This is a genomic window from Sphingobacterium sp. HMA12, from assembly GCF_002933815.1.
Classification (GTDB): Bacteria; Bacteroidota; Bacteroidia; order Sphingobacteriales; family Sphingobacteriaceae; genus Sphingobacterium.
The window spans coordinates 1,834,049-1,856,372 of the sequence record NZ_BEYR01000001.1 but is presented as its reverse complement, the minus strand read 5'-3'; the positions used below and the strand labels follow the sequence as shown (position 1 = coordinate 1,856,372).

The 22,324-nt window shown below is 39.4% G+C and carries 19 protein-coding genes and 1 pseudogene; 16 read left to right on the top strand and 4 right to left on the bottom strand.

Annotation, left to right across the window (positions count from 1 at the left end; all coding sequences use genetic code 11):
• Nucleotides 1-326: 326 nt before the first annotated feature.
• Nucleotides 327-449 (bottom strand): annotated as a pseudogene (locus HMAT_RS27405) (AraC family transcriptional regulator); the annotation flags it as partial.
• Nucleotides 450-1,082: 633 nt separating this feature from the next.
• On the bottom strand, nucleotides 1,083-1,499 hold the full coding sequence (locus HMAT_RS08060; RefSeq protein WP_104382230.1) for a helix-turn-helix domain-containing protein: 417 nt from the start codon (nucleotides 1,497-1,499) through the stop codon (nucleotides 1,083-1,085).
• Between the two features lie 271 nt (nucleotides 1,500-1,770).
• On the opposite strand from HMAT_RS08060, the gene HMAT_RS08055 reads away from it, so the two are divergent.
• The 10 genes from HMAT_RS08055 to HMAT_RS08020 all read left to right on the top strand — a co-directional run bounded on the left by HMAT_RS08055 (nucleotide 1,771) and on the right by HMAT_RS08020 (nucleotide 8,641).
• On the top strand, nucleotides 1,771-2,706 hold the full coding sequence (locus HMAT_RS08055; RefSeq protein ID WP_104382229.1) for an aromatic alcohol reductase: 936 nt from the start codon (nucleotides 1,771-1,773) through the stop codon (nucleotides 2,704-2,706).
• Between the two features lie 29 nt (nucleotides 2,707-2,735).
• Nucleotides 2,736-3,080 carry a helix-turn-helix domain-containing protein gene (locus tag HMAT_RS08050; protein WP_233789142.1) on the top strand — a complete coding sequence of 115 codons (345 nt, stop codon included), beginning with the start codon at nucleotides 2,736-2,738 and terminating at the stop codon, nucleotides 3,078-3,080.
• Nucleotides 3,081-3,083: 3 nt separating this feature from the next.
• Entirely contained in the window at nucleotides 3,084-3,773 is a 690-nt protein-coding gene (locus tag HMAT_RS08045) for a metal-dependent hydrolase (RefSeq protein ID WP_104382228.1), read from the top strand.
• 687 nt (nucleotides 3,774-4,460) lie between these two features.
• Nucleotides 4,461-5,105: a flavin reductase gene (locus tag HMAT_RS08040; RefSeq protein WP_104382227.1), complete on the top strand. Its 645-nt coding sequence runs from the start codon at nucleotides 4,461-4,463 to the stop codon at nucleotides 5,103-5,105.
• On the top strand, nucleotides 5,090-5,677 hold the full coding sequence (locus HMAT_RS08035; RefSeq protein ID WP_104382226.1) for a PepSY-associated TM helix domain-containing protein: 588 nt from the start codon (nucleotides 5,090-5,092) through the stop codon (nucleotides 5,675-5,677). The genes HMAT_RS08040 and HMAT_RS08035 overlap by 16 nt, the downstream gene beginning before the upstream one ends.
• Before the next feature lie 36 nt (nucleotides 5,678-5,713).
• Nucleotides 5,714-7,135, top strand: a complete 1,422-nt coding sequence (locus HMAT_RS08030) for an NADPH cytochrome P450 oxidoreductase family protein (protein ID WP_104382225.1) — start codon at nucleotides 5,714-5,716, stop codon at nucleotides 7,133-7,135.
• Between the two features lie 276 nt (nucleotides 7,136-7,411).
• Nucleotides 7,412-7,561: a hypothetical protein gene (locus HMAT_RS27020; protein WP_158655669.1), complete on the top strand. Its 150-nt coding sequence runs from the start codon at nucleotides 7,412-7,414 to the stop codon at nucleotides 7,559-7,561.
• A 4-nt stretch (nucleotides 7,562-7,565) separates the two neighbouring features.
• Nucleotides 7,566-7,970, top strand: coding sequence for a DUF5675 family protein (locus HMAT_RS08025; RefSeq protein ID WP_104382224.1), 405 nt, complete (start codon nucleotides 7,566-7,568; stop codon nucleotides 7,968-7,970).
• A 293-nt stretch (nucleotides 7,971-8,263) separates the two neighbouring features.
• The gene (locus HMAT_RS27015) at nucleotides 8,264-8,425 is read left to right on the top strand and encodes a hypothetical protein (RefSeq protein WP_158655668.1); all 162 of its coding nucleotides are present in this window, start codon (nucleotides 8,264-8,266) and stop codon (nucleotides 8,423-8,425) included.
• Nucleotides 8,426-8,641, top strand: coding sequence for a hypothetical protein (locus HMAT_RS08020; protein WP_104382223.1), 216 nt, complete (start codon nucleotides 8,426-8,428; stop codon nucleotides 8,639-8,641).
• A 53-nt stretch (nucleotides 8,642-8,694) separates the two neighbouring features.
• On the opposite strand, the gene HMAT_RS08015 is transcribed toward HMAT_RS08020, so the two are convergent.
• Entirely contained in the window at nucleotides 8,695-8,949 is a 255-nt protein-coding gene (locus HMAT_RS08015; RefSeq protein WP_104382222.1) for a hypothetical protein, read from the bottom strand.
• Nucleotides 8,950-9,145: 196 nt separating this feature from the next.
• On the opposite strand from HMAT_RS08015, the gene HMAT_RS08010 reads away from it, so the two are divergent.
• Nucleotides 9,146-11,140, top strand: coding sequence for a glycosyl hydrolase family 28 protein (locus tag HMAT_RS08010; protein ID WP_104382221.1), 1,995 nt, complete (start codon nucleotides 9,146-9,148; stop codon nucleotides 11,138-11,140).
• Nucleotides 11,141-11,187: 47 nt separating this feature from the next.
• On the opposite strand, the gene HMAT_RS08005 is transcribed toward HMAT_RS08010, so the two are convergent.
• The gene (locus HMAT_RS08005; RefSeq protein WP_104382220.1) at nucleotides 11,188-15,126 is read right to left on the bottom strand and encodes a response regulator; all 3,939 of its coding nucleotides are present in this window, start codon (nucleotides 15,124-15,126) and stop codon (nucleotides 11,188-11,190) included.
• Nucleotides 15,127-15,366: 240 nt separating this feature from the next.
• Between HMAT_RS08005 and HMAT_RS08000 the strand changes: the two genes are divergently transcribed.
• From HMAT_RS08000 to HMAT_RS07980, 5 genes are read left to right on the top strand one after another with little or no spacing between them, the layout of a single operon-like run.
• The gene (locus HMAT_RS08000; RefSeq protein WP_104382219.1) at nucleotides 15,367-18,483 is read left to right on the top strand and encodes a TonB-dependent receptor; all 3,117 of its coding nucleotides are present in this window, start codon (nucleotides 15,367-15,369) and stop codon (nucleotides 18,481-18,483) included.
• A 10-nt stretch (nucleotides 18,484-18,493) separates the two neighbouring features.
• Nucleotides 18,494-20,092, top strand: coding sequence for a RagB/SusD family nutrient uptake outer membrane protein (locus HMAT_RS07995; protein WP_104382218.1), 1,599 nt, complete (start codon nucleotides 18,494-18,496; stop codon nucleotides 20,090-20,092).
• A gap of 26 nt (nucleotides 20,093-20,118) precedes the next feature.
• Nucleotides 20,119-21,198: a fibrobacter succinogenes major paralogous domain-containing protein gene (locus HMAT_RS07990; RefSeq protein WP_158655667.1), complete on the top strand. Its 1,080-nt coding sequence runs from the start codon at nucleotides 20,119-20,121 to the stop codon at nucleotides 21,196-21,198.
• Between the two features lie 16 nt (nucleotides 21,199-21,214).
• On the top strand, nucleotides 21,215-21,649 hold the full coding sequence (locus HMAT_RS07985; protein ID WP_104382216.1) for a hypothetical protein: 435 nt from the start codon (nucleotides 21,215-21,217) through the stop codon (nucleotides 21,647-21,649).
• Nucleotides 21,650-21,679: 30 nt separating this feature from the next.
• Nucleotides 21,680-22,300, top strand: a complete 621-nt coding sequence (locus HMAT_RS07980; RefSeq protein ID WP_104382215.1) for a GDSL-type esterase/lipase family protein — start codon at nucleotides 21,680-21,682, stop codon at nucleotides 22,298-22,300.
• The last annotated feature ends 24 nt before the right edge of the window (nucleotides 22,301-22,324 follow it).

The window sequence follows — 22,324 nt, the reverse complement described above, 5'->3', positions numbered from 1 at the left end:
TGCAATTATTTTTATTAATTAGATTATTTATATTTAGTCCAGTATTCGCTAACCAAAAGAACTAATTTTACTGTTATAGTTGCATTGGGGTTTCCTTTGATTTAAGGAGGCCCCTTTGTTTTTCGGAGTTTTCCGATGCTTGTTGATAGAGATTTTTCTCAATAAAGATTAGCTTGAAAGCTTATTCAGACCTATCTGATTTTAGGCGTCGTTATGCATTTTGTTTCTTTTCGAATACATCTGTTCTTTTGTAAGGAGAGAATTATCTTCGAAAAAAAAGTTCATCTATAGTACAGAAAGTAAGGCACTACTTAATTAAATAGTCGTCAAAATTCTGATGGCGAAAATTTGGTTTTAGCTTTGATGATCCGACTTAGGGATTGTGCATGTTCAAAATCTAATTCATAGGCAATTTCACTGACTGACGGATCTGTTGTTGAAAGCTTCTGATTTTTATTTTTTTAATTTTAATAAATTGGTTTTATACTGTTCATAGTTTGGTTATAGCCGCTATATGGCATCTTTCAATTTTTCCTTTCATTTTTGCAATATTGACGATATTTTCTCTTTTTAATAAAAGTCAAGAAATTTTAAATCGACGTCTTACAAATGGATAATTATATCGCTTTTATAAATTTCAGAATAATATTTTAATCGGAAGAATTCAAACGTTTCAAAACGATTTATTTTTATTACATCCTCATGTAATTATTTCATAATAAGCTATTTGAATCACTTCCTGAATGGATAGCTTTCTGAAGGGAGAGATTTATTCTTCAGTAATAAAAATTGCTTAGAAACTCAATTGGGTTTCTAAGCAATTTTTAAGTGCTTCATTTATTGGCTGAAGAATTGATTTTTTCAATATTTTATTCATAATTGACAATAGGTGTCTGAATGAAATTTTTAAAACCTGTATCTTAGTTCCGCCGAGATTGCGAAAGCCTTAAGGTGTCTTGTAACGTAAGTGTTTATTAGGGGGTAAATAACAAGCTTGTGAACTGATTATAACAAAATCTACTTCAAAAAAAAAGTTTACAATGTGGAAATGTTAAAGCGAGCTTTTTTCAAAACACAAGACGTCAAATGATACTATCATTTAGAAAATTAGATCTTGCCTCATTAAATGCATTGATATTATCGGCAATCCACAACCAAAGGGGCGTTACCTGGACTAATAAACCTCTGCCTAAGGCGGTGAGTTCATATTCGACTCTCGGGGGTACTTCGGGATAGATACTTCTTGAAACCAATCCGTCCCTTTCTAATTCGCGGAGGCATTTTGTCAACATTTTTTGACTGATGCCGTTAATATGATTCTGTAGATTTGAAAAACGCATTTTGCCATCTATTCCCAGAGCGTGTATGACAAAAAGTGACCATTTGTTGCCAACGTGGTTCAATACATCTCGTTTAAGTTCGTCCTGATCTTTATTCAGAACTTTACAAATGTCGTCCCAAGCTTCTACGATTTCTTCATCTGACATCAATTCTTTCATTTTTTCTTAGTTTAAATAAAAATATTTCTTAAAGATATGTGATTCTGATGAGAAAATATGGAATAGGGAGAATTTTAAAGACTATTATTATTTGAAAAAAAATAGTTGAAATTAATGTTGCTATCAATCAAAATACTAACCTCGAGGTAACTTGCTTACCTCAGTGTACCTTATTGTTTTCCAGATTTTAACGATTTAAATTTGTAGAAGGAAACAAAGTAATTGAAACCAGAACGAAAGGATTTCAATTGCGATCTTTAAATTTTTTAAAATGAAAAATACATCAATTTTAATTTTGGGGGCAGGCGAATTAGGAATGCCGGTCATCAGAAATATAGCAAAAAAGGCTAAAAGCTACCATAACGTTACAGTTACCGTACTGCTGAGAGAAGCAACGATCCATTCTGAAGATCCTGATAAGAAAAAGAATATTGACGAAATCAAGGCACTCGATGTTCAATTGCTTTCAGGAGATCTGTCAGCTCCTTCGTCTGAATTAGTTTCAATATTCAAAAACTTCGATGCCATTATTTCATGTACAGGCTATGGAAGTGGCGCAGGTGGTTTTCAGCTAAAATTGGCCAATGCAGTTTTAGAGGCAGGTGTTGAAAGGTATTTTCCATGGCAGTTTGGAGTTGACTTTGAAATCATCGGAAGAGGCAGTGCACAGGATCTTTTTGATGAACAGCTTGATGTACGTGAACTTCTTCGTTCGCAGAACAAGACAAAATGGGTGATTATTTCGACCGGTATGTTTACAAGTTATCTGTTTGAACCGTTCTTCGGTGTATTGGACCTGGAGAAAAAAGTGGTCAATGCGATCGGTGGCTGGGATGCCGTTGTTACTGTAACCACACCCGAAGATATCGGAATGCTAACAGCCGAAATATTTTTTTCAGAGCCGCTTTTTGAAGATACGATCGTTTACATAGGTGGAGACACTTTAACCTATGGACAGTTGGGAGATATCGCAGAATCATTATCGGGACAAAAGTACGAACGTATACTTTCTGATGTCAATGAATTACAGAATGACCTTCAAAATGACCCCACTAATTTTGTTAAAAAATACCGTTCAATTTTCGGCGCAGGTCGTGGAGTATCCTGGGATTTTGATAAGACATTTAATTTCAAAAATGGGATTGAGACAACCTCTGCAAAACAATGGGCAGAAAAAAATATCGACTGGGAATCTTATAATAGTTAAGAACTAATAATCATTCTTAATGAACTGTTATGACCGGTAAATCTGTTGGAATAGAGAAGTTTGAAATTGATATGACGTCATTGCAAAACTGCGTAACGTTATTGAACGGCAAGTGGAGGCTGCGTATTCTCTATTCTATATTATGTAATGGTCAAAGAAATTTCTCGAGTATAGAAAGAGATGTCAGTGGGATATCTGCCAAGATGCTGAGCAAGGAGCTGAAAGAACTGGAAATTAACCAGCTTATTACCAGGAGAATTTTAGGTTCGCGACCTATTGCTGTACAATATGAATTGACAGATTACGGAAATACTTTAAAAAAAGTAATCATCACACTCATAGACTGGGGTAAGATAAAGAATAGAATCAAATAAAAAATGAAAATAACATTTTACGGACACGCTTCATTGGGAATTGAAGTGGGAGGAAAACATATCATTGTCGATCCCTTTATAACAGGGAATCCACTAGCCTCTAAAATCGATATCACAAAACTCAAAGCGGATTATATATTGTTGACGCACGCTCATTTTGATCACGTTTTGGATGTTGAAGCCATTGCTAAAAATACCGATGCCGTGATCGTTTCAAATCCCGAGATCACGACATATTATGAGAAAAGAGGATTTAGGTATCATTTTATGAATCACGGCGGAAGCTGGAACTTTGATTTTGGTAAAGTAAGATACGTCAATTCAATCCACTCCAGCAGTTTTGCGGACGGTACCCACGGCGGAAATCCGGGTGGGTTCGTCATAGATACTGAAGATGGAAATATTTATATAGCGGGAGATACCGCTTTGACTTATGATATGAAATTGATTCCGCTGCGTACCAAATTGGACCTGGCAATTCTACCCATTGGCAGTAATTTTACAATGGATGTTGAAGATGCAGTAATAGCCTCCGACTTTTTAGATTGTGATAGGATTTTGGGTTATCATTTTGATACAAATCCTTTTATTGAGATCAATCATGAAGAATCAAAACGATTATTTTCCGAAAAAGGCAAGGAATTGCTGCTCTTAGATATTGGAGAGTCAATTGAGTTGTCAGGTAAGAATTAAATTCTTTAATAGAAAAAAGACCTTTTAAATGCGCTAGCTTTTGATCCTGAAGCGCCAATCGATTTTGAATTAGCATAAAGTAGAATCAAAAATAATATTCAAATCACATAATATGGGTTAATTAATTTTGAGTATGATTTTGGTACTCTTGTTTAAGATAATCCATATTATTACCAATTTATTTACTTCCGGAAATCCAATGGCTAAGGCAATTGATATCAATCGCTTCATTAGCAAATTACACCTTCAACATATATAGAATATGACTTAAATATCCAAATAATTGCGAAAAATACAGATGTAGCTATTGTTTCAAATGAGGATATTATTACTTGCAGTGTGCAGGGTTCAAATCTAAATTTATTGAACATGGAGGAAGCCGGAAATGGATGTATTAGCAAAACAATATTGATAAGGTCTTGTGATTATTTTTTATACCATATTTTCTACAATGTCATGCTTAAAATAAAAGACAACTTTAAAAATTCGCCTTAATTTTTACTGCAAAAAAAGTATGGTGTCCAACTATACAGAGATTAATAAGAGGAGATGTTTCCTTTTTTTTAAAAAATTAAAAAAAACACTTAAGGTACAGATAAAAAAACAGTGTATGCGGATAATTTCGTATCCAGCATTTCTATGTAAACAATTTAAATAACTACTATAGAGGGGTTTAGCCCATAAAAGATGAAAACAACAAGCATAAAGTGGCTCTGGGGATTTTTACCATTAGTCCTGGCATTATCAGGTTGTAGTAATGATCCAAAGCCACCTGTCAAGAAAACGCACAACATCACGCAAAATACTGGATGGCAGTCACAGTACGATCACATTGACCCAAAAGATCTACCTGACAATGCTATCGAGCTTGTCAGTGAGCAATGGATGGTGGTTACGGCAGGCAAAGAAAATGCATTTAACAGCATGGTGATCAGCTGGGGGGGACTAGGTTTTATATGGGAAAAACCAGTTGTTTTTACTTTCATAAACAGCAGCAGATATACTTATCAGTTTTTACAACAGGAGAGTGGCTACACATTGGCTGTCTTCCCAGAAAAATACCGAGGAGCATTACACATTTTAGGTAGTAAATCAGGAAAGTCTAACGACAAAGTGAAAGAAGCAGGTCTTACACCGATAAAGACGCCTTCCGGACTAATATCCTATAAGGAAGCAAGGATGATTATTGAATGTAAAAATATAATGATACAGGATTTAGACTATAATAAGACAGTTCCGTCCTATAAAATTGCCGATATGTACAAAAATGCACCGATGTCCCATCACAATATGTTTATATCTGAAATTACCAATATATGGCTAAAGAAATAATTAACAATCCAACCTGGGGTAATATTTTACGCAAGTACAGCCGCAATCTACATGGTCACTTATCCTTCTTTTTTTCAGGAGTGCTTTTCATTTACGTTGTTTCCGGGATTGCAATGAACCACCAAAGCATTTTTAACCCCCAGTATGACGTTTCCGTCCAACAGTACAAAGCTGAAGGACAATTTCCGCGCAGTGCAAATTTTACTAAAGACGAAATCGTAAACCTGCTGAAACCCGTGTCCGAAGACCAACATTACAAAAAACATTTTTATCCCAATCCCCAAACACTTAAAGTGTTCCTTTCTACCGGATCCTCCTTTAGCGTTAATACCGTAAACGGGCAGGTGGAATATCTAGGGATAAAAAGACGCCCGTTTTTCTTCCAATTATCTTTTCTGCACTATAATCCAGGTACATACTGGAAGTATTTTTCCGATGCATTTGCCATCAGTATCATCATCGTCATCATCACGGGGTTGATTATGAACAAAGGCGACCGCGGTTTCTTCGGTATCCGGGGTATTGAATTCGTTATCGGCATTATCATTCCTTTGTTGTTTCTGATTTTTTGATAAGAAGACGAATAGATAATAAAATTCTAAAATATAATGATTGAAACAGTTATGGCTGTTATACACATCGATAGCATTGCAACTATATCTCTGGAAAGATTGCTTGCTATCCCTATTTCGCTATTACAGATAGGTGGCCCCATTGACAAAACTGGGCCTATTATATTCCTAATTGGGGCGTTGGGACTTTTATTCTATATCTTGTTCGGTGTTATTTTAAAAAACAAGATGACATCCGTAGGTATAGACATGTCTGACAATCCCAATACTGGTGCAGATGCGGAATTCATTTTATTGGTTGGTTCTGAAACTGGTGGCACCCGTGTCTTTGCGAAGGAATTAATGAACCAATTGGCAAATAGAGGTTTAAAATCCTATTTGGCCGATCTGAATGACTATACGGAATATCCAAAAGCCAAGTATCTTATGGTGCTTACATCCACATATGGAGAAGGTGATGCTCCTTCAAGTGCTTCCCGTTTTTTAAATAGGCTACAGAAAATTCCGCAGGGACAGCAAATAAATGTTTCGATAGTTGGCCTAGGGTCGACGGATTACGCCGATTTTTGCGGTTATTCTGAACGGATATTCAGAGCTCTGAAAGAGCAAAGCTGGGCTGATATGCCAATGCCGCTGTACAAAGTAAACGATAATAATGTCGAAGAGTTCTGTGAATGGATAAAAGCACTAGTAAACTACTATTCCTTGCCATTAATAGCATCTCCAGCTCTATTTTCTGTCAAACCCAAACAATTAAGAACCTTTGTATTTATTGATAGGTATTTTTCCGAAGATGAACAATTGTTCAGGGTCCGCATCAAGCCAGATACTAATGTCAACTTTACAAGCGGTGACCTTTTATCCATTTATCCTGCCGACGATAATAGGGAACGTTTCTATTCTGTTAGCAGGATAGGCGATGCTATAGAATTAGTAGTTCGTGAATTTCCTGGCGGACTAGGAAGTACTTTCCTTAAAAATACAGTTTTAGGCAATTCAGTTAAGGCCAGGATAATGGAAAATCCTAAATTTCATTTTCCTGATAATAAACGCCCAGTAATCATGATAGCTAACGGAACGGGCATTGCACCTTTTAGAGGAATGATAAATGCGAACAGACGAGTTCCTGTTCATCTGTTTTATGGTTCAAGGCAAAAAGATGTATATGACAATTTTTTGAAACAGGAAATGGATTACTACTTGCAGAGCGGCAAACTTTCAGGGCAATATTTGGCTTTTTCCCGAGCTGAAGAAAAGCTATACGTTACAGACCTTATTAGGCAACAATCTGGTCTGGTGACACAGGTTTTGCAAGATAAAGGTACTATAATGATCTGTGGTTCGCTGGCTATGCAAAAAGATGTTTTGGAAGAGATTTCTCTGGCATGTCAGGAACTTTTACAGGTGGAAATACAGACATATTTGGACAGCGCTCAGATCGTATCGGACTGCTATTAACCGAATTGTTGTATTGCTAAAGGATATTGGGATAAAAGCTCATTAAAAGAAAAAAATCTTTTAAATTGGCAACTTGATTTCCGGGAAGAATGGTCTTACGCACAGACAACACTGCTTAATATTAACCTAAAGATAGATAATGTTATTTATATTTAAAACAGACAAATAATCCCATTTAACCCCATTTGGATACAAGTAAGCCCACATCAGCCCATTCTGGACAAGCCCTGATTTTTGTCTATGCACCTTTGTTTCGTAATCCAATTATAGACAATCATGGCAAGACAAGTAAGTTTAGTGAAATTTGAAGGAAAGATCCCCGATCTTGCCTTCTACAAGTTATTTCAATTCGTCAATGGCGGATACTACTTTTTATCCAACGGTATATACAATGCGTTGACCTTTGTTCAAGTGATCCAACCGTAAGCCTATGAAAACCAAGCACACCCTCAAGCTCGTACGGAAATACGGGGCTGAGGGAACAAATGGAACGATCACCTTTAATGGCGAGCATATCTGCCATACCATCAAACTGCCAGATAGCAACAACATCCAGCGGATCAGCTGTATTCCGATCGGTCAATATAAGCTCGAAAAAATCCGCTATCAGTGGCATGTGGAGCAGATCGGTATCCCGCATGTACTCAACCGTGAAGGTATTCTTATTCATGCGGCTAATAGCGCACTGGATGAACTGCAAGGTTGTATCGCTCCAGAGACAAAGCTCACAGGTGAAGACAGAGGCGATTACAGCGGCAATGCATTGGCAAAGCTTAAAGTGCTGGTGTATAGCCTGTGGGATATGGGGGATGAAGTGTATTTGAGTATTCGATAGCAATTTAGGAGGACATGAATTGGTAACTGCATTCCTTTGTGTCATCTTCTTCGCAAGCTGACGGCATAAATTAAACTCGCTACGCTCAGACAATGATTTATACTATAGTCATCTTGGCAGTCGGTATGCCATGCTTTCAATTCTTTGTCTTCCTTTATTGTACGAATAAAGGAAGTATGGAGGAGGCCGGGATAGTTGTTAGTAGCAATTGCACGAAGGAATATAGCATATGGCCATAATCCTGCCTATTTAGTGTAAAAGAAATGAAAAAAATCTTTAACAAAATAGGATAGGTGCTGCAGCTGGTGCTGGCGGCTCCTGTTAAACTACCGGAAAAGGTAGGCAATGTTTTGAAATACCTTACCCTGGGGCTGGGGATCATGGAGACAGTATTGGATGATGCTAAATCGCAACCGGAGGTGAAAGACGGAAAACCTCCATCGGGGCTGATTTAAATGAAGAAGACGGCACTGCCGAAACTAAGGCTGAGAGGAGTGCTAGGGATGAAATTGAATGATATCCGCGTCTCGGTCAGCGGTGGTACCATCTGCTCCATCTGGGCCAGTATCTCGCTGGGTGATGTATTGCAAACAGCCCTTACAGCTGCATTGGGGACATTGGTCAGTTTCGCAACGAGTAGGCTACTGGCCAAATGGGGCAAGCGGAAATGATGGGTGGGAATTAAGGCGCACGAGAGCGTGCGCCGTTTTGTAAGGCAAAATCTTTACTTTTTACTTTTTTTTATTTCCGAAAACTGTCGATCCACATCTTTTTTAGCGAATAGGTCAGTTCCTTCCGCCATCGTCGTTGCCGAGCCGCAGGCGATTCCCATCTGCAGTACCTGCGTGGAGATTTCGCCGATATTGACCACCTGATTTCGGAATAAAGTGACCACCTGTTCCGGCGGAAAATGAGGATGGTATTTCGGACGAAACTTACCTGTTGTCACCGTTAGTTTTAGAGCTGCAGCTGTAACCATATTTTTGGGGAAGTTTCCATTGCTAAAGTATAAACTTCCACCTCAAGGGGAAACCTTATTTTTTGTCTTCATCCATTTTATAATATTACTATTATAGTTTAAAGTGGTACACTTTCGTTCAATAATTGATTAACTCGGTGCAGTTTTTTTAGATGATTTCTATCTTGCTTGGTAGTTAACCACTTATAGATCAACTATGAAATTATTTATTTTGTCATTCGTATGGCTATGTTTTGTTGCATGCAACAAAATAACAGCTTCAAAAGAAGATGCGGCCTTTCTGAAATCAGAAAGCCACAGCACCAGTGCCAGTTTAAGCGCAGCAGTATCAACCTATCCTTTGCCAAGTGGCCTGCCAAATCAGTACAAGTCAACGGCCTTTACAGTTAGTGCAAGTGGAAATCCAGTCGGCCTATATAACGCCGGAAATAACGGCTGGGGAAATAGTGTTAGTTATGGTTACTTTGATTTCAGCGGTACTGTATCGATATCGATTACGCCCTCAAGCGGATTCAGCAGCTTCAAATTAGTGCCTTCATCATTGGGTATCACGGGAGTGAGATCCGGCAACACGATTACTTTCAGTCTCTCTCAGCCGACCAATATATCACTTGTATTGGACAACGATTACCAAGGAAAGGTGCTACATTTATTTGCGCAGGAGCCCGAAGCTGATATTCCATCTGCGACAGACCCCAATGTACTGTATTATGGTCCGGGATATTACGATTTGAGCGCACAGCCGCCATTAACCTTAAGTTCCGGAAAAACCTTATATATCGGCGGCGGAGCCGTTATCAGAGGAAGGGTAAAAATAGATAATGCGTCAAATGTGACAATAAGGGGTAGGGGCATTCTGCTCAATGATTACAATAGTCCCACGGATGATATTGCCCTGGCTTTGGGGACAGTAAACAACTCCACAGTAAAAGATATCATTGTCAATCGAAACATAGGAAGCTGGACTGCCGCCATGCACAATTGTTCATTCGTCAATGTAACTAATTATAAAGCTGTCAGCCCATATTTTGCTAGTTCCGATGGATTTAATATCAACAGTAGTCACGATATTACTTTTGATAAATCTTTTATCCACTCTGCAGATGATGCAGTCGCCATCAAAGGAATGTCGGATCAAATTCCCGCAAATTCACTGCCCGTTTATAATATAATCTACAAAAATGCACAATTATGGGCTGATGCAAATAACACAATCGGTATCGGTGCTGAGACACGCGCAGCCTATTTTCAGAATATTAAGTTTCAAAATATAGATATCCTATATAATTACGATGACAAAAATCATCCGGATGTTCTCCCTGATCGTTCCGCTATCAATATTTTTGCCTTACATGGCACCTATTTTAATGACATAACCTTTGAAGATATCCGTGTAGAAAGAGCAAAAAGACTAATAAATGTTCAGATGGATGAAACATTTTATTTTGGTTCGTTGACTGGAAACTGGAATTGGCCCGGAGCAATGACAAACATACTTTATAAGAATATTACATCCACATCTGGCGGTAGTAACGAAATCAAATTAATCGGTTGGAATGACAGCCATCGTATTGAAGGAGTGACACTGGAGAATGTTAAGATTAACGGTAACTATGTTAAAGATTTTAAGGATAGTCATCTGACGCTGAATCAGTATGCGAATTCGGTTAAGATTATCAGTCCATCGGGTACAGTTAATAGCGATGTATATAATGCATCGACCGATTTTTCGTCGGTACAGGGAACCCGCAGGTGGTACTATAAATACTGGCAGGCTGGAATAGGAACAAGTTTGATGAGCTGGAATCCGGACGGATCCAATCATTGGCGCGGTTCGGGTAGCTATGACGCCATATGGAACGGTAGCGGTAACATCTATATTCATCCCGATAATAGCCAGCCGATACTTGTTTGGAATGCGCCAAAATCGGGTACCGTAAAAATTACCGGATTGGTTCGTAAAAATGATACCGGGGGCGGGGATGGTGTAAACGTAAGCATTTGGAAAAATAATGTGATGATTTGGCCATCCAGCAGTTGGCAGACTGTCGTTTATAATAATACTACTGGATTTTGGCATGACATTAATGTACCTGTCACTTTTGGCGACGAATTATCCTTTCGTGTGGATCAGCGTTCCAATTCAGGCTGGGACACTACATACTGGAATCCAGAAATTGCATATCAATAAGCATTTTTGCTATCCATTTCAATCGTCAGGATTGAAATGGATAGTGACTATTTAGCCTTTCTATAGTGACTTGGCGTTATACCAAAGAAATCCTTAAACTGCTTGCTAAAATAGTTTGCATTGGAATAGCCTAACTTATATGCAATTTCAGAAATACTAAAAGATGGATCTTTTAGTAGTGTTTTAGCATAATCAAGCTTAACTTTGATAATGAAATCAGTGGGAGTGAGATCTGTTATCTTCTTCAGCAAAAGATACAGTTGGGTTCTACTGATTCGCATCTCTTGAGCGAGTTGAGGGACTGAAAAATTATTTTCCGCAATGTTTCTAACGATAATTTCCTGCACTTTTAAAATAAATGTCTCTTCCTGTGAGTTTGCTTCTTCTTTGATACGCAATGGTTCAGCCTGACTGTAGTAGTGGCGTAAAGTAGCTTTATTTTTTAATAAACTACCCATTTTAGCCAATAGCTCCTGTGTGCTGAACGGTTTATTGATATAACCATTAGCAGCTAGTTCATAACTTTTAATTTTATTGGCAATGGTGTCATAAGAAGTCATTAAGATTACCGGAATATGTTTGGTCTTCGGATTGCTTTTCAAATGCTTGCACAATTCATATCCATCCATGATAGGCATCATAATATCGCTGATCACCATGTCGATCGGATTATTTCTAATGTATTCCAAAGCTTCTTGTCCATTGTGAGCAATGACGACATGGTAGGATTCCAGTAGTTTATTTTTAAATAGTTCTGCCAGATCAGTGTGATCTTCCACCAAAAGAATTTTATGTGTATTGCTTTCCGGCGGAACATCAGATCTTATCTGGCTGTTATCCGTGTAGATCACGTCGTCTATGAGCTCCATTGTTGCATGCAATTCGAGATCTGGGTCATCTGGAAGCTTTGATTCAAAATTATCCACCGGTATTGTAAGCGTAAATTGTGTTCCAGCTTCTATACTGCTCTTCACATCAATCTGTGCGTTTATACGCTTTGTGAGTCCTACAACTAAAGCGAGTCCAATGCCATTATTGTCATAATAATTGCCGCTTGACTTTTGCCTGAAATAAGGTTCAAATATTTTTTCGATCTGATCTTGTGGTATATAGCTGCCCGTATTGCTCACATGAATAACAACTTCATTGGTATCTTTTGAAACGCATAGTACAAGAGCTATCTGGCCACCCACCTCACAGTTTTTGAACGCATTGCTCAGCAGGTTGCTGATTATTTTTTCCAGTTTGTCAAAATCGAGGTCGACATTTACTTCTGACGCTGGGTGTTCAAATCGATATGCAATGTTTTTACGGTCAAATAAAGGCGCAAACATCGAAAAGATATTTTGACAAAATGTGATCAGATCCCCATTAATGGTATTTAATGGCAAATTACTGCTTTCAATCTCCCTAAATTCCATTAATTGACTTATCAAGAACGTAAGCCGTTTAACATTTTTTTGGGAGATTTCATATTCCTTGATGTTTTCAATCTTATGATTGGAAAAAAGGTCTTCCTGTATCGCCATAATAATGGCTAAGGGAGTCTTGAGTTCATGGGACATGTAGGTGAAAAAATCAAGCTTACTTTTATTCAGTTCCTCTAATTTAGACTTTTCTACTTCAGCCAGTTTTATCTTCAAGATTTTCAAATGCCGTCTTTTTAAGAACTTTCTAAATAGGATGAGGGCTACAATCAGCAATGCTCCATATACACAGAGCATAATATTGCTCAGCAGGAAATGGGGTTTGATTTTGATCAGCAATTTTTTTGTTGCGATGATGTTATTGTTCAGATCTACTAACTTAACATGGAGTTCGTAATTTTTTGATTTTAAGGAAGTAAAAGTTATTGTTCCTGAAGCTTTCGAAAGTTCATACCAACGCTTGTCAATGTCTTTTAAAGTATAATATATGCGATAGTTTTCGCGGCTTTGCGGATCGAAATTTACTTGGTTCACCTCAATCGAAATCATATTTTGATCATAAGGCAGCACGATCTCATCCGTGTGATCAATACCTTTTTCAAAATACTTTTTGTTTCTGAGTTGGCTGATATTAAATATTTTAAAATCAGAAAAGTAGAGTAAAGGTTTATGTGCAGGAAGTGGGTCAAGCTGTGGCGCCTTAAAAAAACATATTCCGTCAACAGATCCAAAATATAAGGTATCATTGTAATAGTAGGCGGAACGCTCGTTAAACCAAGACGTGTTTAAACCCCAACTGACATTGAAGTTTTTAATGGACCGGTCGGTATCAATACAATATAAGCCACTTGTTGTTGATAGCCAATACCGCTTCGAATTGTCTTTCTTGATACCATGTATTTGAATATTTATTTTCCCTCTACCGGGATAAGGCAGTAGATGACCATTGCTATCAATAAAATAAAGATAGTTTTGCTTTGTTCCCAAAAGAACATTTTCTCCATCAAGGAGCATGGAAAGGAATTGTACCCTATTTCCCTTCTCAAGTTCTTTCTTATATATTTTAGTTGTCTTTTTGCTCCAGTCATAACATAAGATCTCATCGAGGCAGCAAATCCATACTAAATTATTTTTTACAGCGATGTCATTGATCGTCGAGGTCGTTTTAAGTAGGGTTGTAAAATTATCTTTATGGCGATCATATATGCTTACAAAACCATCTGTCCCCACAAGTAGATAATCCTGGTTGAAGTTTCGTATGGAGAATATTCTATTATTTGGCAGCGATGATGCTTTGTTCTTATCATATTGGTAATGCCTGATTTTGTTGCCTTGATCAGCTAGGCAGTACAGACCGTTTGATTCTGACCCAGCCCAAATATTGCCCTGCGCATCTTCTTCCAGTGATATGATATTATCACTGATGTTGCTGTTTTTCTGATTGAACCTTTTTATTATCTGCGATTGCCCATTGTATACATTTATCCCGATGGCGTTGGTTGCCACCCAAAGCTGCTTTTTAGACGACATGAGTATATTGTTGATCACAATTCCACGGGCTCTTTCCGGATTGGTGACGTGTAAAAAATCTAGCCAAGAGTCATTTTTTGAAAGACAGAATGCTCCATTAAAATAAGTCCCCAATATCATGTCATCGAGCTTACTTTTGTAGATCGCACAGACAGTTGAATTAAGCTCATTGTCAAAATTCTCTATTAACATCCGATACGCTGTATACTGGTTGATATAGTCAAATACGGCCACGCCTTTGTTGTGTCCTATCCAGAGTCTTCCCTCTGCGTCTTCGGCAATACTACATACATTTTGGATCTGTGTGGGCTGCGGTAGCTGTGCCTTAAATTTATTTTGGATGGGATCGAAGCGCAGGATACCATGCCTTTTAGTTCCTACCCAAGTCAGATTTTTACTATCACAGTACAGAGAGGTAATCAGGACATCCCTGTCATAGCTTTCCGCGAAATTAAAACTGGCTAAAACATTTCCTTTTTTGTCACATTTGGCAACTGTGGTGAAAGTAGCTCCCCACAGATTACCTTGATTATCCACCTGAATCCTATTAAAATATACATTTTTATTGAGCACAGTAATCTTTTGTTCAGCCCATTTATATAACGTATTGTTGCATAGTATTACAACGCCATCTATCGTCAAGGCCAAGGCTTTCGACGTATTATGCAATTCGGTTTTGATCAATAGTCTATATTTGTTGGTGCTGAAATCATATCCATATATGCCATTATCCGCAGCAATGATCATTTGCTGTTTGAATGATTTAATTTCGATGATTTTACCCGGTTGAAAGATTGAGTCACTAATGGACTTTGGATTGTCCATGACGTGGGCGCCATCATATAGGTTAATGCCATCGCTCGTTCCGATCCAGATACGGCCAATAGGATCTTCAGAAATTGCGGTTACCCGATTTGAGAGAAGGCCATTTTCTTGTGTGAGCTTATTATATTTTCTGATATGCTGTGCCTCCAGTGATAGACAGGTGAACAGCAGATAATAAAATATGAGAAACGTTTTTTGAGTCATTTTTCTTTAGGCTTTGCTTATTCATCAAATAAACAACTATGTATAGATTATTAAATATAATATCGTTTATTTAATTGTAATATCGTTCAGTGCCTCAAAAAAAATTGATAAAAAATTAAATTCATCCATATTTAAACCAGATTATCTTTTTTAGTTGGAATAACTCCTTATTTTCGGGACAACGTTGCGGATCACCTTATTCTGCGGCACAATATAACCAATAACCAAATTTAGGAAGAGATGAACCGAAAAAAGTTAAACCATAATGTGCTCTATTTTCTCTTTGTTTTTCTATTAGAGACACCTGTCGTTCATGCGGCGTGGAGAGCGAAAGCAATTTCTGTAGATCGCTATTGCGAACAGGAGATTCGCAGCGGACGTGTCATGGACCAGCAGGGAGTTCCACTTGCTGGTGCTAATATTAAAATAACGGGAACGCAGATAGGTACCAAGACCGATAGTGAGGGACGGTTTAGTATTAACGTTCGTTCTGGACAGAGTTTGCAAGTTTCATTTTTGGGTTATAAACAGACTGTTATTCAGGTCGAATCGGGCATGGGCGAACTGATGATCAAACTTGAGCAGGACAGTTTTGGACTACAGGATGTTGTTGTCGTAGGATTTGGAAAGCAAAAGAAAGTAAATCTCACGGGAGCAGTTACCTCCGTTTCCATGACTGATATAGAAAGCCGTCCCATTACAAACGCTTCCATGGCATTAGCTGGAAAAGTGGCCGGACTACAGGTTACGCAAAATTCAGGACAGCCAGGTGCTGATGGCGGTACCCTAACCATCCGTGGCATTGGTACATTAAACAATGCGTCGCCGCTGGTCATCATAGATGGGTTTGAAGCAGCAATTAACGATGTGGATCCAAAAGACATTGCCTCCATATCCGTACTAAAAGACGCAGCATCGGCATCGATATATGGCAATAAAGCCGCTAATGGTGTTATTTTGATTACGACAAAAAGGGGGCAGGAAGGAAAACTGAAAATCAAATATGATGGATATGCCGCAGTTCAACAGGTGACTCGTTACCCAAAATTGCTGAATTCCTATGTTTATCTTACACTACTAAACGAAGCGAAAACTAATTCAGGTTTCCAGCCACAATATGATGATGAATACATAAGCCATTATAAAGATATTAAGGATCCTGTACGCTATAGGGATTACAATTGGGCAGATTTTTATTTTAAGCCCGCATTACAGCAAAACCATTATTTGCAGCTTAGTGGCGGCAAGGAAAATATTGTATATGCTATTTCCGCAGGATACCTCAATCAAAAAGGTATTGTTGAGGGGACGAACTACGATAGATATAATTTCCGGTTCAATACACAACATTCATTTTTGAACAATAAAGCACGTCTGGGGCTTACTGTCTCGGGATATATCGGCAAGTCAAAGGACCTGATCGAAGGGGCTGGGGCGACGATTGCCCGAATTACCCAAATGGCGCCGTTTGTAGTTCCAAAGATAGAAGGGTATGGATGGACTGACTGGTTCTACAGCGATGCGATTAAAGAGGCAGGAGGAGGGCAGACCTTCGACAATAGCAATTTGAATACAATCGCAAATTTGACTGTTAACGTTACGCCTCGGCTCACATTTGAAAGTGCATTGAGCTATGTGACCAACAATGATCGGCAGCTGTCTTATGCGCCAAATGTAGATTTATTTCTGGTTACTCGAGCGGCCGACGGAACCAGCATCATTGGAAAAAACAATTCCAGAGAATCTTCCATTAGCAAAAGCTCAAATAAATACGGTACTATTTCCAGCTGGGCAAACCTTAATTATGCCTATGACTTAGCAAAAGATCATCATTTTAAAGCGCTGGCCGGTTTTCAGCAATTTCAATGGAAAGGCAATTATTTCCAAACATCAATCAGGCGACTGTCCGCCAATCTGCCTTACTTTAGCGTGGGTGACCCCTCCTCTGCCAAAAATAGTGATTGGGGAAGCAAGGAAACCTCCGTTGGATTTTTTGGAAGGTTAAACTATGATTATAAAGGCAAATATCTATTTGAGGGTAACTTGCGGTATGATGGCGCTTCCAAATTTGCACGGGGCCATAAATGGGGTACATTTCCTTCTTTTTCTGCAGGATGGCGCCTGTCGCAAGAGCGTTTTTTCAAGAATATTACCTTCGTTCAGGATCTAAAGATACGCGGCTCCTGGGGGATACTCGGCAATCAAAATATTGGCAATCCCTATGCTGGTGCAGATATATTAGCATTAGGGGGAAGGCAGAACAATTATATTTTTAACAACCTGGACAATGTAGGTGCTGCTGTTTCGGTCATAGCCAATAAAGGGCTTACCTGGGAACAGACGACACAGACTAATATCGGTGTTGACCTACAGATTTTTAAGGATTTTAGTGTAACAGCCGACTATTATATTAAAAATACTAGCGGCATCCTGCTGCAGCTGCCTATTTCCAGCACATTTGGTTTTACAGACGTCCCCTTCCAAAATGCAGGAAAAATGCGCAATAAAGGGCTTGAGCTGACACTGGGATACCATAAGAAAGTCAACGAATGGCTATTTAAGGCGAATGTTGCTGTGGCCCACAATCAAAATCGCGTCACTGATCTAAAGGGAATGAGTCCAATTATTTACGATGGTGCAATATTAAAAGAAGGGGTAGAGTCTACTTCATTATTTGGGTACGACATCGAGGGCATTTATCAGAGTGAAAGTGAGATACAGCAGCACCTCCGGACCTTCGACGATGATGGGTATTCCTTATTAAATTCATACGCAGGCCTGCGGGCCCTTCCTGGAGATGTTAGGTTGAAGGATCAGAATGGTGATCGGATTATTAATGATAAGGATAAGGTCGTACTGGGTCATACTGCTCCCGATTATGTATTTTCCGCAGACCTGAATGTTCAATACAAGGGGTTTGAGCTGCGTTCTCTTCTGGAGGGCACGTCTGGCGGAAAAGGATGGAGTGCAGGGCAGCTGGTTACACCATTCTTTAACGGAGGGTATAATGGAGCCAGCTGGCTTATAGATAGATGGACGCCTGAACGGCCCAATAATACCTATCAGCGTGTCTATTTTGACAATCAGCGCAGCAATCTAAAGTCCAGTTATTTCGTAGAAGACCTCTCATACCTTCGGGTTAAGAACATCGAATTTAGTTATAACCTGTCTGATCAGACACTTCGTAAGCTTTCGATCCAAGGCTGCAGATTTTTTATAAGCGGACAAAATCTGTTGACACTCACAAAGTATAAAGGCTTTGACCCGGAAGCTTCGGGCAATCCAAGAGAAGGGACAAGGATAGGAAACTATCCGCAAGTGAAAACCTACACCGTTGGCGTGAATTTGACATTCTAAACTAATCGACATGAACTCAAAACTATTGCTTTATACATTTATTATTTCAGGAATGCTATCTGCTTCCTGCCAAAGTTATCTGGATACGGTTCCCGAAGACAAAGTAACCCCCGAAAGCTTTCTGACAGGAGTAGAGCAAGCTAACACGCTATTAAACGGAGTATACAATCAATTGTATTATGATAGTCCTGATAAGATGGTTCCTTATGTCTACGACAATATGAGTGATAATTCCTTCAATTCGCATTCCTGGGATCCTGCGCCACAATTTGCATCCGGTACACAGACGGGTGACAGTGATTTCACATTGGTCAAATGGAAATATAACTTTAGAGGCATCTCACGTGCAAATTCATTGCTCAAAGGGCTCGCTGGCGCAGATGCGATCGCTAATTCGGAAAAGGCTAAAATCAGTGCAGAAGCCCGTTTTTTAAGGGCGTACTATTATTTTGACTTGGTCTGTTTTTATGGCGAGGTACCCATTTTGGACGAACAGACCGTACTAAACAATCCCGAACGGGGCAAATTGGATGCGGTACTATCGTTTATAAACAACGATCTTGATTATGCGATAGATCAGCTTCCGGTCGCATTAGGAGGAGAGCGTGCATCCAAAGGTGCAGCTTTGATGTTGAAACTTCGGGTAGCCGAATGGATGAATAAGCCCGAGCTTGTCATTTCCATGGCCCAGCAGATCCAAAAACTCGGTTATCAGCTGTATCCAAATTATTTTGAGCTTTTTCAACCCGCCGGTATTGAGCAAAACGATAACCCCGAGATTATCTTTAAAATAAACTACGCCAAAGATCTGCAGAGCAGCGAAGTCTCTAAAATTTTTGGGAATTGGAATAACTTTACGCCGACCCTGCAGATGGTTGATAGTTATTATACCGCAAATGGATATCCAATCCATGACATCCGTACCGCTGACGGCGCATTTATTGGCGGGGATCCAACTTATAACAAAGACCGGCCTTTTGACAATCGTGATCCGCGGTTGCAGCTATCCATCGTTGTTCCCGGTTCCGAGTTTAGATTGGATGGCCAAGGTTGGTATCAGGCACATTACGTACCGGCCAACTGGGATGTTGCCACATCATTTACAGTGCGCAAATTTGTTGATCCCTATCTCAAAACACTGACCAATGAAACCACAGATCGCATCGTGATGCGTTATGCAGAAGTGTTGCTCGCCTGGGCTGAAGCAGAGAATCAGCTCCATGGACCTTCTGCTCAAGTTTATGAATTGCTCGATAGAGTAAGATCACGTGTCGGGATGGTGAAGGTATCTCAGGCAATGCCCAATATTTCCCAGGCCGTTATGACAGAGGTAATTCGCAACGAGAGGCGTGTAGAGTTTTTTGCGGAGGGGAGGCGATGGTTTGATATCCGACGTTGGAAAATAGCCGAAACCGTTATGGTCGATGCATTGGGCTATGATAAATCCAAGCTTTCCTGGTATTCGGATGGCAATCTTACAGCCTACTGGCAGTATATTCCGATTGTCGTTGACCGTAGGTCTTTTAATCCCAACAGAGATTATCTGTGGCCGATACCGAATGAAGAGCTCAATGCTAATCCCAATATACAACAGAACCCAGGATATTAATGTTCAATTCCTTAAAACTGAAACGTATGAAGATAAAATCCATCTATTTATTCATGCTCCTATTGTTCATGTCCTGTACAGAAAAGATAGAGTATGTTAACCCTACATGGGTACAACAGCTGTTACCGATGAATAGCACACAAATAAAAATTGATTATTTTGACAATGAGACGATGCAGGAATTCAGCTGGGTACAGCGGGAGGGAGCTACCTATACCTTAATGCTGGGCATTGACGAGAATTTTGACAATACAATTCGATACGAAGTTGGAGCAAAAGCCAGCTATAAAATTCCCAATCAAGAATTTTTGGATGATCTTAAGAAACTAAATCCATCATTTAAGAATTCAGGTCGATTTTTTTGGAAACTAGAACAGCAAAATCACGGAAAGGTCGAAAGTGTATGGCGCTATTTTGATGCTTTGGTTTCAGTGTCCAGCTTTGTCGACCCCCGGGATCAAGAGCATTATAAGGCATTACAATTTGTCTTGCCTGGAGGGAAACTTGTCACCATGATGTCCGAGAATCTTAGGGCAACGGTTTACGCAGACGGTGCGGCACTGCCACTTTCCCGAAAACTAGCTCCACAAGACAACCCTGCAGCTCTACGAAGTATGGCCGGAGGATTTTATTCATGGGGAACGGTTGTCCGCGACGAAACCATGGCTCGGGAGAAAGCGTTAGCTAACGAAAATATTCAGGGCATTTGTCCGGATGGTTGGCATGTGCCTGCATTGCGCGAATGGAAAGAGGTCATTAATTATCTCGGGCCAAACTCAGGTAATAAAGTCAAAAATCCACAGTTCTGGATTCAAAATGGAGCCATTACCGATGAGGTTAAATTCAATATTGTGCCGGCGGGGTTTTATTGGAATGAAGGGCTTTCATTTCTCACGGATCCGGGGACAATGTGCGGATTCTGGACCTCGTCGCCAGCTTTAAAAGGCTATCAATATTCTTGGGAAACACTTTCAGCGGACCGTGCTGGGGAAGCATCAGCTGTGATTATTTACAACGATCCCGGTAATCCAGATATCAACACACAATCAAGGAGCAGTGCAGGTGGAGGTAACTTTCACTACAATGTACGTTGTATTATGAACTAAATTTAAGATAACCATTATGAAATATAAAATATATATCAGTTTCGTTTTCATTAGCGTAAATCTGTTTTTCTCCTGTAAGAATGATAATGAATTTTATGAGGTGGGCTTTCAGCCGACTACACTGCTCAAACCTGTGGCAGATTCCTTGGTGATACTGGATAAGAGTAATCCAAGTACCTTGGTTGGTTTCGAGTACTTTTCAAAAAGACCCTATATAGATTACAATCTTCTTCTTGCTGTAGACCCCACGTTGACCACTGAAAGAAAAGTGATATCTGCCGGAGTAGGTGAAAAATATTTTTTGACTCACTTTGTGCTGGATTCGCTGATGAATACAATGCATTTCAAATCTGGTGAACAAGGAGATATTTATTGGAAAGTTGAAGCCAAAAATCCCGAATTCAGTACGACCGATGAGGTAAGACGCTTAAAAGTGCAGCGGTTTAAATAACGATAAACCATAGGCTTAAAAATAGAAATTATGAATAGAAAGTATACTCCAAAGGCACTCTTGCTATTCCTGTGCTCAGTTTTGCTGGCCGGGATTCTAACAGGCTTTAAATGGATGTCTGATCAAAATGATGAAAAGATAACGATCGTTATGTTTGGTGATTCGATTACCAAGGGGGGAGATTGGGCAACATTATTAGGACGTAGCGACGTCAAAAATAGCGGTTTCCCTGGGTTTACCACCTCACATCTGGTCTGGCTATTGAAAGAAAACGTCATTGATCTATCCCCTCGCGTATGTTTTCTCGAGGGCGGTATCAATGACATAGGCGTAGGGATCCCTTTGGATCGCACCAAGAGCAATTACCGTTCGCTCATCAATGGGCTGCTGGAACATCAGATTACACCCGTCGTCCAGTCCATTCTCTACCAACAAGATAATCCGGAGAGTAAGGTTCAGGTCGATAGCCTCAACAGCTATTTGAAAGCCTATTGTCAAAGCAAAGGAATTTACTATTTGGATATCAATGGCAAACTTAGTTCATCGAAAGGTCTCAACGCACAATATACGACTGATGGCACACATATCAATCAGGATGCCTATGAGATCTGGGCGACCGAAGTCAGGAATCTTTTAAAATCTATATTATAGTATTGATCTTATAAGCCGTTTTTT

What these genes read in the sequence shown, in the direction of transcription:
- HMAT_RS08060 (WP_104382230.1), bottom strand. Translation starts at nt 1,499, where the DNA reads ATGAAAGAATTGATGTCAGATGAAGAAATCGTAGAAGCTTGGGACGAC.
- HMAT_RS08055 (WP_104382229.1), top strand. Translation starts at nt 1,771, where the DNA reads ATGAAAAATACATCAATTTTAATTTTGGGGGCAGGCGAATTAGGAATG.
- HMAT_RS08050 (WP_233789142.1), top strand. Translation starts at nt 2,736, where the DNA reads ATGACCGGTAAATCTGTTGGAATAGAGAAGTTTGAAATTGATATGACG.
- HMAT_RS08045 (WP_104382228.1), top strand. Translation starts at nt 3,084, where the DNA reads ATGAAAATAACATTTTACGGACACGCTTCATTGGGAATTGAAGTGGGA.
- HMAT_RS08040 (WP_104382227.1), top strand. Translation starts at nt 4,461, where the DNA reads ATGAAAACAACAAGCATAAAGTGGCTCTGGGGATTTTTACCATTAGTC.
- HMAT_RS08035 (WP_104382226.1), top strand. Translation starts at nt 5,090, where the DNA reads ATGGCTAAAGAAATAATTAACAATCCAACCTGGGGTAATATTTTACGC.
- HMAT_RS08030 (WP_104382225.1), top strand. Translation starts at nt 5,714, where the DNA reads ATGATTGAAACAGTTATGGCTGTTATACACATCGATAGCATTGCAACT.
- HMAT_RS27020 (WP_158655669.1), top strand. Translation starts at nt 7,412, where the DNA reads ATGGCAAGACAAGTAAGTTTAGTGAAATTTGAAGGAAAGATCCCCGAT.
- HMAT_RS08025 (WP_104382224.1), top strand. Translation starts at nt 7,566, where the DNA reads ATGAAAACCAAGCACACCCTCAAGCTCGTACGGAAATACGGGGCTGAG.
- HMAT_RS08020 (WP_104382223.1), top strand. Translation starts at nt 8,426, where the DNA reads ATGAAGAAGACGGCACTGCCGAAACTAAGGCTGAGAGGAGTGCTAGGG.
- HMAT_RS08015 (WP_104382222.1), bottom strand. Translation starts at nt 8,949, where the DNA reads ATGGTTACAGCTGCAGCTCTAAAACTAACGGTGACAACAGGTAAGTTT.
- HMAT_RS08010 (WP_104382221.1), top strand. Translation starts at nt 9,146, where the DNA reads ATGAAATTATTTATTTTGTCATTCGTATGGCTATGTTTTGTTGCATGC.
- HMAT_RS08005 (WP_104382220.1), bottom strand. Translation starts at nt 15,126, where the DNA reads ATGACTCAAAAAACGTTTCTCATATTTTATTATCTGCTGTTCACCTGT.
- HMAT_RS08000 (WP_104382219.1), top strand. Translation starts at nt 15,367, where the DNA reads ATGAACCGAAAAAAGTTAAACCATAATGTGCTCTATTTTCTCTTTGTT.
- HMAT_RS07995 (WP_104382218.1), top strand. Translation starts at nt 18,494, where the DNA reads ATGAACTCAAAACTATTGCTTTATACATTTATTATTTCAGGAATGCTA.
- HMAT_RS07990 (WP_158655667.1), top strand. Translation starts at nt 20,119, where the DNA reads ATGAAGATAAAATCCATCTATTTATTCATGCTCCTATTGTTCATGTCC.
- HMAT_RS07985 (WP_104382216.1), top strand. Translation starts at nt 21,215, where the DNA reads ATGAAATATAAAATATATATCAGTTTCGTTTTCATTAGCGTAAATCTG.
- HMAT_RS07980 (WP_104382215.1), top strand. Translation starts at nt 21,680, where the DNA reads ATGAATAGAAAGTATACTCCAAAGGCACTCTTGCTATTCCTGTGCTCA.